Origin of the sequence: Pseudomonas sp. TUM22785 (assembly GCF_028198105.1) — a bacterium.
GTDB lineage: Bacteria > Pseudomonadota > Gammaproteobacteria > Pseudomonadales > Pseudomonadaceae > Metapseudomonas > Metapseudomonas solani.
Genome location: NZ_CP116239.1, coordinates 4,644,394 through 4,657,113, shown reverse-complemented (window position 1 = coordinate 4,657,113; position 12,720 = coordinate 4,644,394). Strand labels below are relative to the sequence as shown.

Here is a 12,720-nt window from a genome sequence, read left to right as displayed (position 1 = left end):
TTCGTCATGTCTTCACCTTTGCACGCCCACGCCACGGCCTTGAGCGGCGATTCTCCCCTCCAGGCGTTGGTGATCCTCAGTGATGGGCAGCGCACGATGCTGCGAATCGCCGTCGAGCAGCTCATCAAGCACCAAGGTGAATATTGGTATGAGCTCGACAAGTCACCTGCCATCCGCGCGCTGATCGATGCCGAAGCTACGGACTGGCGCGCCTGTCTTGTCTACCTCGCCTGCCTATACGGCGAGGGCCCTGAGGGCACTGGCGGCCTGGGTCGTGTGCTGCGCGAGATGCTCAAGCGTGATGACGTGCTGGACGGCGCCACTGCCATCGAGGTGATGAAGGTGCTGGTGGAGCACGAGTACATCAAGGAGTTGGACTACCCGATTACCCGGCTCGTCAGCCAGATGGAGAAGCTGCACAAGCAAGGCGCGCTGGTGGGCCATGAAGAGGCCATGGGCAGCTTTCTCGAACGCAATGCCTCGTTCTGGAAGGCTGGGCGCGACCCGCGCGTGCTCGAAGCCAAGCTGAAGAAGATGCTCGGCGGCGTGCAGGTGCTGCAGCTGCCGCTCGGTGAGTCGCGCTTCGGCTGGGTCGATGACCTGCATGCGGACTTCGCCACGCTGCCCGAGGCCGAGCGCGAAACCTGGATGGGCCTGATGAACCATGCCCTTACCGGCAGCGGTTCCTCCCCCAGCAACGCCTGGCTGAAGACCGCCGCCAAGCTCGCTGCGGGGTTGCCGGCGGACGCTTTCAGCCAGACGCTCGCGCGCTGGTTCGCGGTCATCTGCAACTACCAGTTCGCCCCCTCGGACGCCAACGAAGGCGCCATCAAGGCGATGGTCTGGCTGGCCGGCGTGGGTGAGCCCAAGGTGCTGGCGCCGGGGTTGGGCGACATGGCCGTGGCCTTCTACACCAAGGTGCAATGGCACGGGCCGCGCTCGCGACTGGTGGGCAACGCCTGCATCCAGGTGCTGTGCCTGCTCGACAAGCCCGGCGTGGTGCAACTCTCCCGCCTGCGCTCCAAGGTTCGCTACAGCCAGGGCAAGGCACTGATCGAGAAGTCGGTGGTCAAGGCCGCCGAGCGTGCCGGCCTGACCCCGGACGATATGGAGGAGGCATCGGTCCCGGACATGGGCTTCGACGCCGAGGGGGTGGCCCGCTTCAGCTTCGGCGGCGCCACCGCGCTGTTGCGTCTGGAAGGAGAAGGGCGCCTGGCCACCGAGTGGAGCAACGCCGAGGGCAAGGTGCTCAAGAGCGCCCCGGCCGAAGCCAAGCGTGACAACGCCGAAGCCTTCAAGGAGTGGCAGAAGGGCTGCAAGGAGTTCGCCGATGCCGTGCTCGGCCAGCGCACCCGTTTCGAGCAGGCCTACCTGCGTCAGCGCACCTGGCGCTTCGGCGACTGGTACCCGCGTTTCATCGACAGCACCGAGCTGCTCGGCTGGATGGGGCGCCGCTTGATCTGGAACATCGAGCACGACGGACAGCAGCGTTCGGTGATCGGCCTGAAAGGCGTACTCACAGGCTTCGACGGCACGGCCGTGGGCGAGCTGCCCGCGGACGCGACCGTATCCCTCTGGCACCCCATCCAGGCGGCCGCGCCGGAAGTGCTGGCCTGGCGCGAACTGCTGCAGGAGGCGCAGGTGCTGCAGCCGATCCGCCAGGCGTTCCGCGAGGTCTACCTGCTCACCGACGCCGAGCGCGAGTCAGGGACGACGTCCCGCCGCTTTGCCGGACACCTGCTGCGGCAGTTCCAGCTCGCTGCGTTGCTGCGCGAGCGTGGCTGGGACTATGCCCTGCAGGGCAGTTGGGACAGCCACAATACCCCCTGCAAGACGCTGAAGAACTGGGGGCTGGCGGTGCTGTTCGAACTGGATGTGAAGGATGCGTTCTCCAGCATCCAGGGCGACACCGGTGTCTTCGCTTATGTGGAGAGCGGCGAATTCCGTTTTGTGAAGGACGGCGAGGCTTGGGATGAAACCCGCCTGGCCGATATCCCGCCGCTGGTGTTCTCCGAAGTGCTGCGCGACATGGACCTGTTCGTCGGCGTCTGCTCGGTGGCCAACGACCCCGAACTCGGCCTGGTGGACGACCCCGCCTTCCGCGGCTACATCTCCCTGGCCAGCAACGCCGAACTCCAGGGCGGTGCCCAGGTGCGGCGCGATCTGCTGGATAACATCCTCTCGCGCCTGCCCATCGCCAAGCGCTGCCATCTCGACGGGCGCTACCTGGTGGTGAAGGGTGACCTGCGCACCTACCGCATCCACCTCGGCAGCAGCAACATCCTCATGGCGCCCAACGACCAGTACCTGTGCATCGTCCAGGACAAGAAGGCCAAGTCCGCCTCCAACGGGCTCTACCTGCCCTTCGAGGGTGATGCGCTGCTGTCGCTGATCCTCAGCAAGGCGCTGCTGCTGGCCAACGACAAGAAGATCAAGGACCCGAGCATCCTCAGCCAGATCAATGCCTAGTGCGGTGAAGCCCCGGGCTGAAGCCCAGGCTACGGCCTGATCGCATGTAGGTTGGGTTGAGGTACGAAGCCCAACGGGCGAGGTTGAATATCGCACCGTTGGGCCTCGCTGCGCTCGGCGCCAACCTACGGCGAGTCGGGTGCTTGCCTAGATCTTGCCAAGAATCGCCTGCAGTCCCTTCTGGTCCGCCTCGCTTACCGCACCCTCCAGCCCGCAGCTGCTGAACGCCACTGTCCCGCCGGTGGCGAGGGTCTTGAACAGACCGAGGTCCACCATCATCACCACCTTCTCGCTGGAGGTTTCATCGTCGAGCTGCAGCTCGCCATAGCCTTCGTTGGCGACAGCGCCATCGACCGTCCAGGTGATCACGCCGCAGGGCTCGATGACAGGTTTTTGGGTGCGATGGACGATCGCCAGCGTGGCGTAGTTGGCCTTGCCGTCCTTGGGCACCACTACCGTGGCGTTGAGCCCGGCGGGGCCTTCGAGTTGGGTGTCGCTGGTCCAGTTCAGCACCGTGCCGCCGAGCATTTCTTCGGCCTTCTCGGTGAGCGTGCCGGCGAAGGTGGTGGTGGCGGCGAGGGTGAGGAGCAGGGCGGAGGTGGTGCGCAGCATGGGGTGATCGTCCTTGGTCGAGGGAGCGGGTTGGGACGCGAAGTGTGCGGTGCTGAACGCCGCTGGGGCTAGCTCTTTTGTCGGCGGGTGAGAAGCAAGAGGCCCAACCTGCGGGTTGGATTTCGCAGCGTTGGGTCTCGCTGCGCTCGGCGCCAACCTACAGGCTGCTCCGTGCGCTATTTGCGGCGGGGTTTACCAGCGATAGGCGACGCCGGCCGTGACCTGGCGTTCGGCGCCGTAGAAGGCGGCGTAGGTGTAGCTGAGGTAGTCCTCGTCGGTGAGGTTGGTGACGTTGAGGGTGAGGTCCCAGGGGCCCATGGCGTAGCCGAGCATGGCGTCCACCAGGGTGTAGGAGGGCGCGACGATGCGGGTGCTGAACAGCCCCGGCACTTCGTCCACATAGCGCACACCGGTGCCGGCGCGCAGTTCCCCCGGGCCGACCTGGCCGAAGCGGTAGTCGCCCCAGACGGAGAACATGTTGCGGGGCATGCCGCCGGTCTTCTGGCCTTCATTGCCGCTGTTGCTCTTGGTCACTTCGGCCTGGGTGTAGGCGTAGGAGGCGGTGACGCTGGCGTTGCTGCCGATGTCGGCCTTGGCCTCCAGTTCCAGGCCACGGGAGCGTATCTCACCGGTCTGCACCTGGAAGTTGGTGTTTACCGGGTCGGTGGTCAGCACGTTACTGCGGGTCAGTTGGTAGAGCGCGGCGGAGTAGAGGGCGTTGCTGCCGGGTGGCTGGTAGCGGATGCCGATTTCGTATTGCTCGCCTTCGGTGGGGTCGAAGTCCTGGCCGGCACGGCTACGGCCTGCCTGGGGTTCGAAGGATTCGCTGTAGCTGACGAAGGGCGCCAGGCCGTTGTCGGCGAGGTAGACCAGGCCCACGCGCGTGGTGAAGGCGTCGCTGTCCTGGCGTGAGCGGTCGTTGCCGTACAGCGCGTCTTCCTTCTGCTTGGCCCAGTCCTGGCGGCCGCCGAGCAACAGCACCCACTTTTCGTCGAACTTGATCTGGTCCTGCAGGTAGATGCCGCTCTGGCGGGTACGGTTCCTGGAACTGAATGGCGCAGGGCCCCTGGCGGTGAAAGTACCGCCGTAGACCGGGTTGAAGACATTCAGAGGAGTCAGGTCGTAGTCGTAGCGGTCGGTCTGCAGGTGGCGATCGCCGTAGTCGACGCCGGCCAGAACCGTCTGCTCGACGCGCTGGTGATGGAAGCGCGCCTCCAGTTGGGTGTCGACGACGAAGTTGCGCGAGTCGTCGACGCGGTCCTGGGCACCGCGTGCGACGGTGGTCATCTGCGGGTCGATGAAGCTGTCGAGCCACACCGACGGCATGTCGTTTTCCGATTCGAAGTAGCGCAGGTTCTGGCGCACCTTGAGGTCGTCGTTGAAGGCGTGCTCGAAGCGGTAGCCGATGTCCCAGGCGGTGATCACCGATTTGTCGTAGCCCGGCTCACCGGTGAAGGTGTGGCGGGAGATGTGGCCGTTGGGGTTGGGCAGCACGGTGCCTTCGGCGGGCAGGCCGTAGACGTAGGCGGTGCGGCTCTTCTGGTAGCTGGCCAGCAGGGTGAGGCTGGTGGCGTCGTCCGGTTGCCAGGTGAGGGACGGGGCGATGTAGGTGCGGTCGTCCGGCACGTGGTCGGTGGTGGTGTCGCTTCTGCGCTGTAGGGCGGTGAAGCGGTAGCTGAGGGTGTCGGTGAGGGCGCCGCCGTGGTCGGTGGCCAGTTGGTGGCGGTCGTTACTGCCGGTTTCGGCCTTGATCTCGTGGAGTTCCTCGCGGGTCGGCAGCTTGCTCACCACATTGATGATGCCGCCCGGCGCGGCCTGGCCGAACAGCACCGAGGAGGCGCCGCGCAGCACTTCCACGCGCTCCATGCCGTAGGGCTCCTGGGTGCCGTCGTAGATGTTGCTCATGTAGCGCATGCCGTCGCGGAAGGTGCTGCCGCTGATCTGGAAGCCGCGCAGGACGAAGGTGTCGGTGAGGCGGTCGTCGGCTTCGGTGGCGATCACCCCGGCGGTGTAGCCGAGGACGTCACGCAGGCTCTGGGCGTGGATGTCGGTGATCTGGTCGCGGGTCACCACCGAGATGGATTGCGGCGTTTCGATGATCGGCGTGTCGGTCTTGGTGGCGGTGCCGGCGGCCGTGGCCACGTAGCCGCTCACCGGGCCGAAGGCGGACTGCTGGCCGCTGGCGCTGATGTCGATCTGCGACAGGTCGAGGGTGCCGTCACCACTCGGGCGTTCCAGGGTGATGCTACCGGCGCCGTGGCGGAAGCTCAGCCCGCTGCCCTGGAGGAGCAGGCCCATGGCCTGGTCGGCGGTGTAGCGGCCGCGCACTGCGGGAGCCTGGCCGGCGAGCTGTTCCTCGGTGGTGCGCAGCACGGCGATGCCGGTGGTGGCGGTGAATTCACCGAGGGCGTCGAGCAGCGGCTGGCTGGGGATATCGAACTGGAACTGCGGCTGGCGCTGCTCGCTGGCGGCCTCGCTGCTATGGGCCTGCATGGGCGCGGCGAGGGTGGCGAGCAGGGCGCTGGCGAGCAGGGTCCGGGCCAGGCGGTGGCGGTTGGTCATGCGGTGGTTCTCCCCCGGTAAATGGCAAATGCGAATGATTCACTGCCGATACAACGGGCGAGACCGGGAAACCCCTCAAGGAATTTTCAGATTTTTTTCATCAGCGGTGCAGGACCACCGCCAAGCCGGGTATGCGCGTGGTCTTCAGGCCCAGTTCGATGCTCAGGGCGCTGAGCACCGCCTGGGGATCGCTGGTGCGGAAGGTGCCGGAGATGCGCTGGTTGCGCAGGCTCTCGTCCAGCAGCACGACGGGCGGGTGGCCGAGGTGCTGGAGGCTGTCGAGCACCTCGCCGAGGCTGGCGCGATCGAAGATCAGCAGGCCGCGTTGCCAGGCCAGGGCGCGTTCACTATTGACCGTTTCCGGGCCGTGCAGGCCGCTGCCGTCGAGGCTGGCCTGCTGGTTGGGGATCAGGGTGACGAGCGAGTCGGCGGCGTTGCCCCGCACTTCGACCCGGCCGCGGCTAACCGTGACCCGCTCGCCCTGGCCGCTGGCGTCGACGGCGAAGGCGGTGCCGAGCACGCGGGTGCGCAGCCCCGGGCTTTCCACCACGAAGGGGCGGTTGGCGTCGTGGCTGACGTCGAACCAGGCGCGCCCGCGCAGCAGGGTGACGCGGCGTTCGCCGGGGCTGAAGTGCAGGTCCAGGGCGCTGTCGGCATCCAGCAGCACGTGGCTGCCATCGGCCAGGGTCACTTGCAGCTGGGTGCCGGGGGCGCTGGCGTGGTCGGCGGCGTAGCGCTGCAGCACGCCGGGGTCGCGCCAGAGCAGCACGCCCACCGCCAGGCCGAGCACGCAGGCGGCGGCCAGTGCCGGCCAGCGCTGGCGTTGCACGGGGCGACGGCGGTGCCAGCCATCGCCAGCCAGTTGCCGGGCGGGTTCGCCGAGTTTCTGCCAGAGCTGCTCCACCGCCTGGAAGGCTTCGGCGTTGGCCGGGTCGCTGTCCAGCCAGCGGCGGAAGTCCATGCGTTCGCTCGCCGGCAACTGCGGGTTCTGCAGGCGCACGTACCAGCGGGTCGCCGTGTCCTGGCGATCCTGCCGTGCTTGCTGTTCGGGCGAGGTCTTCACTCTGCTTGCGTTCCACGAATCGAGGGGGCTGCCAGTACAACGTGCGACACCGGTTCAGCCCTCGGTGCGCTGGCAATGTTGGAGGACACGGATGATGTCCTTCTCCACGGTGCTCAGGGAAACCCCGAGCCGCTCGGCGATGCTCGCATAGGAGAGGCCATCCAGGCGACTGAGAAGAAAGACCTGCTGGCAACGGCGGGGCAGGCCTTGCAGCCGGCGCAGCAGGTGTTCGAGTTCCTGGTGCGCTTCGGCCTGCTGTTGCAGGTCGAGGCCGTCGCCTTCGTCCTCCGTCTGTTCGCGGGCATGGCGGCTGCGCACCTGGCGTGCCCGCAGGTGGTCGAGGGCGAGGTTTTGCGCGGTGCGGAACAGCAGGCTGCGGTCGCCATCGCCCAGCTCCCGGTCCCAGAGCCGCAGGAAGGTGTCCTGGGCCAGGTCCTCCGCCGTGCTGCGGTCGCCGACGATGCGTCGGATCAGCTGCAGCAGCCGGTTCTGCTCACGCAGGTAGAGGGCCAGGAAGGGCGACGGCTTGCTCATGGGTGGGCAGGCAGCGACTCGTTGAAAGGGATTGCGAGATTAATGCGTATGCAATCACTTCTCAATTACATCTTTAGGTGCCGCTCTGCCTCGCGGTTTCAGGCGGCCCCGTGCCCCAGCGGCTCCATCGGCAGGCTCAGGCGGAAGCAGATGGGGCCGTCCTTGCCGGTGCTTTCCAGCTTGACCTCGCCGCCGTGCAGGGTGGCGATGCGCTTGACCAGGTAGAGGCCGAGGCCGGCGCCGGGGGATTGCTGGGCCTGGCTGCCACGGAAGTACTTCTGGAACAGCAGCGGCGCCTGCTCGCGGGGGATTTCCGGGCCCTCGTTGACCACGCGGATGTCGAGCATCCCCGCGTCCGCGCGCTCGCGCACATCGAGACGGATCACGCTATCGGCCGGGGCATGGCGGTCGGCGTTGGCGATCAGGTTGCGCAGGGCGATGCGGGTCAGGCCGGTGTCGCAGCTCAGGGTCTGGCGCTGGCTGTGGTACTCGATGCGGGTACGCCCGGGGGGCACGTCGCTGGTGCTACGGGCCAGCAGCTCCGGCAGGTTCTGCTCGGTGTGGCGCAGCTCGGTGCTGGTCTCGGCCATGCGGTCGTGGTTGAGGTAGTTGTCCACCAGGGTCAGCAGGCGCGAGGTGGATTCGCGGATGTTCTGGCAGCGCTGCTCGTTGCGTTCCGGGGCGCTGTCGAGGTGGCGGGATATCTGCTGGGCCGAGGTGGCGATGATCGCCAGCGGTGTGCGGAATTCGTGGGAGACCATGGCCACGAAGTCGCGCTGCTCCTCGCGGATGCGCTGCTCCTGGCGCAGCAGCTCGCGCAGCTCGCCCTCCAGCTCGGTGCGCCGGCGGATCTCGTCGCGCAGCTCCAGGGTGCGGGCGTCGATCTGCCGTTCGAGGTGGGCGTTCTGGTCCTGCAGCACGTGCTTGAGCCTGCTCTCGGCGCGGCTCTTGTCGTCCTTCAGCTTCCGGTAGTGGTTGATGATGCGCATGCTCATCAGGAGCATGTGCAGCAGGGTGCCGAGGGCGGCGGCATTGTCGGTGGCGAAGGAGGTGGGGACGATGCCGAGGTTGCGCAGGAAGCTGACGATCACCCCGGCGTAATAGATGCCGAAGATCAGCAGGAACACCCGCGCCGAGGCATGGCCCTGGAACAGCATGCGCACGGCCATGCCGATCAGCAGCGGGATGGTCAGCAAGGAGGTGATCTGCACCAGCGGTGCGCCGGTCTGGTAGTGCCCGGCGAGCACCGCCGTGGCGGAGGCGAGGCCGATGACCACGCTGAGCACCGTGAGCACGCGCCGCGCGCCCACCATGTCCCGGGGCCTCAGCTGGCGCTGGGCGAAGATGAAGCCCAGCGGCAGGCTGGCCGCCAGGCCGCAGCCCAGCAAGCGGTCGCTGATGCTCCCGGGGATGCCGAAGATCTGTTGCGGCAGGCCGTAGCTGAGGCTCTCGATGGAGATGCAGCAGCTCACGTAGATCAGGTACCAGCCGCTTTCCGGCGCGCGGGTCATGCGCCAGAACACGCTGTGGAAGACGATCAGCGCCAGGTAGATGCCGAAGTACAGGCCCGAGCCCAGGTATTCCACGCGGGTGCGGTCGCCGAATTCGGCGGCGGGCATCAGGCGCACGCTCACCGACATGGCGTTGCGTGCCTCCAGGCGCAGCAGCAGCCAGCGCGGCTGGTCGGGCTGCAGGCTGAGGGCGAAGGAGGGCGTGCGGTAGTCCACTTCCCAGGTCTTGCGGTTGATGGATTCGCCGCTGCGCCGTTCCCGTGGCGTGCCGTCGGTTTCGTAGTCATAGAGGATGGCGCTGTCGATCAGTGCGTTATTCAGCGTCAGCATCCAGCGTTCGGGGGAATCCGGCCCGGCCTGCACCTGCAGGCGCAGCCAGATCACGCTGCGGGTGAAGCCGGCGTTGAGCGAGCCGGGCAGCGCCTTCCAGTCGTTCGATTGCATGGCGCCGGCGGCGTCGAGGCGGCCATCCGGGTCGTCCAGGCGCTCCAGGTGCCCTTGGGTGCCCTTGCTCCGCTCGCCGAGGTGCAGGGTGTCGGCGCCTGCCTGCCAGGAGAACAGCAGGCACAGGCAGAACAGCAGGAAAGCAAGGGGACGGGTCATCGCTCGGCGCCACGGGTGTTTGCGGAAGCGGAGGATTCTACCTGCCCGGCTCCGCGATTCGATGCGTTGCTCAGATTCGCTCGGTTTGCGCAGGGCCTTCCTGGGGTAGGGTGCCGCCGTGTTTCGGGCGGGTGGCCGCCGGAATGCCGTTCGTCAGCACAGGGCCGCCAGGGTGGAATCGCAGTGAAAGAACGCAGCCAGGCAACCTCACCGGCCACCGTCCTGCGCCGGGTGGGAGGAAGCGCTACGCCGCTCGCGCACATGCGCCTGCTGGTGGTGGAAGCCACACCGGATAGCCAGCCGGACCTGTGCCTGCGCCTGCTGGGCAAGGTCGGCTTCGTCACCATGAGCACCGTCGACACCCTGCTGGAGGCGGAGGTCGCCCTGTTCGGCCCGCACGTCGTGCTGCTGGAGCTGGCCGGGGAGGGCAAGGCCGGGCTCGAGCTGGCGGCGCGCATCCGCACCCTGTGGCCGGGCATCGGGCTGGTCCTGCTGACCGAGCCGGGCCGCCTCGACCATCGCCTGGCGGGTTACGCACTGGGGGCCGATCACTGCCTGGGCCGCGTCGTGGCGGAAGACGAACTGCTGTCGGCCATGGAGGCGCTGATGCGGCGCCTCGGCATGCAGGCCGCACCGCTGGGCGATTGCTGGGTGATCGATGCACGCGAGCAGGTGCTCAGCGCGCCGGATGGCCAGCAACTGGAGCTGAGCCGCAAGGAATGCCGGATCCTGGGGCTGCTGCGTGAAGCGCCGGAGCAGACCGCCAACCGCCGCGTGCTGGCCGAAGGGCTGGGCGAGGATTACCTGACCTATGACGAGCGCCGCCTGGAGGCCATCGTCAGCCGCCTGCGGCGCAAGATCGCCGGGCTCGACGGGGCGCCAGCGCCCATCCGTTCGCTGCGCAACCAGGGGTATGCGTTCATCGGTCGCCTGCTCTGCGCGGGCTGATGTCGGGCCGCTCAGGCGACGATGCGCACCTTCTCGTAGAAGCAGTAGCCGGTGTTGCGCAGGGTCTTGAGCGGCAGCTCCAGGCCGGCGGCCTGCTCGACGTTGCGCCGCAGGCGGCGGATCTGCGTGTCCAGGCGGCGCTGGTCGTAGGTCATGTAGTCCTCGTCGAGGGCGCGGACGATCTCCCGGCGCGAGACGATGTCGCCGGCGCGCTGCATCAGGCAGTGCAGCACCAGCATGTCCTGGTGGGACAGGCGCAGGTGCTGCTGGTTGGGCGTCTTCAGCTGGCGCGAGGCCAGTTCCAGCTCCCAGCGGGTGCCGCCGCGCTGCAGGCCGAGGCGTCGGCGCAGGGCTTCGAGCACCGCTGCCAGTTCTTCCAGGTCGCAGCCCTTGGCCAGGTAGTGGTCGGCGCCCACGCGGAAGCCGGCGACCCGGTGATCCGTGGAGCCGCGTGCGGTGAAGGCGACGATGCCGAGGGTGCTGCCGCGCTCGCGCAGCTGGTGGATCAGGTCGAGGCCGTCGCCGTCGGGCAGGCCCAGGTCGATGATCGCGAGGCGGTGGCGCTGTTCGTCGAAGGTGTCGGCGAAGCTCGCCAGGCTGTCCGCCAGGGTGACCCGGTAGCCGGATTCGCCGAGGAACTCACTCAGTTCCTCGGCGAGGATGGGTTCATCTTCGAGCAGAATCAGATCAATCATTCACGGGTTTCGATACGGCTTCTTCCGTGGTGCTAATTCCGCTTTACCTACATCCATTCGGTAAAGCGCTGACCAGTTAATGGCAGCATTTCTTGCAGCTTATAGAACCTTGGCGGGGATGGAAACGCTCGGTTTTTTGCCGCTGCGCTTGCCCGAACGCAGCGGCGGGGCTGGCTGGAACCATCGTGCCAGAGCGGCGCAAGCCATGCGTCAAGCGGTCGCGAAGGGTGGAATGTCAGCATTTGTCAGTTTCACGAGATGGCAGAAAGCTAGTATCGCGCCGTTCCGGTGCCATGCCCCGGATCATCTCGATGACCTGATCGGTGAGCGCCCATGCTTTCAACAATGAAACCCGTCTTCCACGCGCGGCGAGAGCTGCTCGCCACCTGCCTGCTGTTGTGCACGGCGAATGCTTCGGCCGAGCAGGGTTTCGCCGACAAGCTCGAACGCGTCCTGCGCGAGCACCAACTGGTGCGCATGGTCGATGCCGACGTGGAGACCGCCCGCGAGCAGGTCGCCGTCGAGAAGACCGCCTATTTCCCCAAGCTCACCGTCAACGGCAGTGCCGGCAAGCAGCACATCGACCGTGAAAACGGCGGGAATGCCAGCTACGACCCCTCCGAGGCCAGCGTCGGTATCAACCAGCTGATCACCGACTTCGGCGCCACCTCGTCCCGCGTGCAGGCCGCCAAGGTGGTGCTGATCAAGGAGGAGGCCGAGCGCGAGCTGCAGGTGCAGAACCTGACCCTGGCCGCCATCGAGGCGCAGCTGCAGGTGATCCAGGCCCAGCGCACCCAGGCCTACGCCCGCCAGTCGGAACAGAACATCAAGCAGCAGACCTCCCTGGAGAACGCGCGCATGGAGGCCGGCCGCGGCTACGCCACCGACGTGCTGCAGGCCAAGTCGCAACTGGCCGGTGCCGAGGCGCGCCGCGTGATGGCCGACAGCCGCATGCGCGAAGCCCTGAACCGCTACCGGGTGATCTTCGGCGAGTCCACCCTCGCCGCCGATGGCCTGGAGGCCCTGGCCGTTCCCGGTGCCAGCCTGCCGGCATCCGAAGTGGACATCATCGAAAGCGTGCGCCAGCAGAACCCCGACGTGCTGGCCGCCATCAAGCGCGCCGAGGTGACCCTCGCCGAGCGCGATGCCGCCCGCAGCAAGGAGCTGATGCCGCGCCTGTCGTTCCGCCTGAGCCAGGCCCACTTCGACGATTACGACGGCTCCCCGGGCCGCCGTGACGACACCAAGGCCATGGTCAACTTCGACTGGCAGTTCGACCTCGGCATGCGTGCCGACCACGTCACCCGCGCCGCCGACCAGGCTGTGCTGAGTGCCGAGGAGAAGGCCGACTACGTGCGCATCCAGGCCATCGAGGAAGCCCGCAACGCCTGGGACTCCTGGCAGACCTCCCGCGAGCGCTCCGAGCACCTGCGCAACCAGGTGAACATCGCCGAGAGCTTCCTCGACCTGGCGCGCAAGGAGCGCGAGATGGGCCGCCGTTCGCTGCTGGACATCCTCAACGGCGAGGTCGGCCTGATCAACGCCCAGAGCGACGCCACCGCCGCCGGTATCGACGAGATCATCGCCGCCTACCGCCTGCTGCGCGCCACCGGCCGCCTCAGCCCCGAGCTGTTCCGCCAGCCGGGCATCGTCGTGCCGGCCGACCAGGCGCTGCCCCTGGCCGCCCTCGATGCCGGCCAGGGCAACGCCCGCTGAGGCCCGC

9 protein-coding genes are annotated in these 12,720 nt (G+C 67.3%); 3 read left to right on the top strand and 6 right to left on the bottom strand.

What is annotated here, in order from left to right; all coding sequences use genetic code 11:
- Window positions 1-6: 6 nt before the first annotated feature.
- Window positions 7-2,469 carry a DUF4132 domain-containing protein gene (locus PI990_RS21095; RefSeq protein WP_271658359.1) on the top strand — a complete coding sequence of 821 codons (2,463 nt, stop codon included), beginning with the start codon at window positions 7-9 and terminating at the stop codon, window positions 2,467-2,469.
- Between the two features lie 147 nt (window positions 2,470-2,616).
- On the opposite strand, the gene PI990_RS21090 is transcribed toward PI990_RS21095, so the two are convergent.
- The 5 genes from PI990_RS21090 to PI990_RS21070 form a co-directional block, all read right to left on the bottom strand.
- Window positions 2,617-3,081: a hypothetical protein gene (locus PI990_RS21090; protein ID WP_271658358.1), complete on the bottom strand. Its 465-nt coding sequence runs from the start codon at window positions 3,079-3,081 to the stop codon at window positions 2,617-2,619.
- A gap of 192 nt (window positions 3,082-3,273) precedes the next feature.
- Entirely contained in the window at window positions 3,274-5,643 is a 2,370-nt protein-coding gene (locus PI990_RS21085; protein WP_271658357.1) for a TonB-dependent siderophore receptor, read from the bottom strand.
- Between the two features lie 100 nt (window positions 5,644-5,743).
- On the bottom strand, window positions 5,744-6,706 hold the full coding sequence (locus PI990_RS21080; RefSeq protein ID WP_271658356.1) for a FecR family protein: 963 nt from the start codon (window positions 6,704-6,706) through the stop codon (window positions 5,744-5,746).
- A gap of 54 nt (window positions 6,707-6,760) precedes the next feature.
- A complete protein-coding gene (locus tag PI990_RS21075) occupies window positions 6,761-7,240 on the bottom strand; it encodes an RNA polymerase sigma factor (protein ID WP_271658355.1) in 480 nt (159 codons plus the stop codon).
- A 98-nt stretch (window positions 7,241-7,338) separates the two neighbouring features.
- Complete coding sequence (locus tag PI990_RS21070; RefSeq protein WP_271658354.1) at window positions 7,339-9,354, bottom strand: sensor histidine kinase; 2,016 nt, start codon at window positions 9,352-9,354, stop codon at window positions 7,339-7,341.
- Window positions 9,355-9,537: 183 nt separating this feature from the next.
- Between PI990_RS21070 and PI990_RS21065 the strand changes: the two genes are divergently transcribed.
- Complete coding sequence (locus tag PI990_RS21065) at window positions 9,538-10,302, top strand: response regulator transcription factor (RefSeq protein ID WP_271658353.1); 765 nt, start codon at window positions 9,538-9,540, stop codon at window positions 10,300-10,302.
- Between the two features lie 11 nt (window positions 10,303-10,313).
- On the opposite strand, the gene PI990_RS21060 is transcribed toward PI990_RS21065, so the two are convergent.
- The gene (locus tag PI990_RS21060) at window positions 10,314-10,997 is read right to left on the bottom strand and encodes a response regulator transcription factor (protein ID WP_184488084.1); all 684 of its coding nucleotides are present in this window, start codon (window positions 10,995-10,997) and stop codon (window positions 10,314-10,316) included.
- Between the two features lie 333 nt (window positions 10,998-11,330).
- On the opposite strand from PI990_RS21060, the gene PI990_RS21055 reads away from it, so the two are divergent.
- Window positions 11,331-12,713, top strand: coding sequence for a TolC family protein (locus PI990_RS21055; RefSeq protein WP_184488085.1), 1,383 nt, complete (start codon window positions 11,331-11,333; stop codon window positions 12,711-12,713).
- Window positions 12,714-12,720 lie beyond the last annotated feature (7 nt).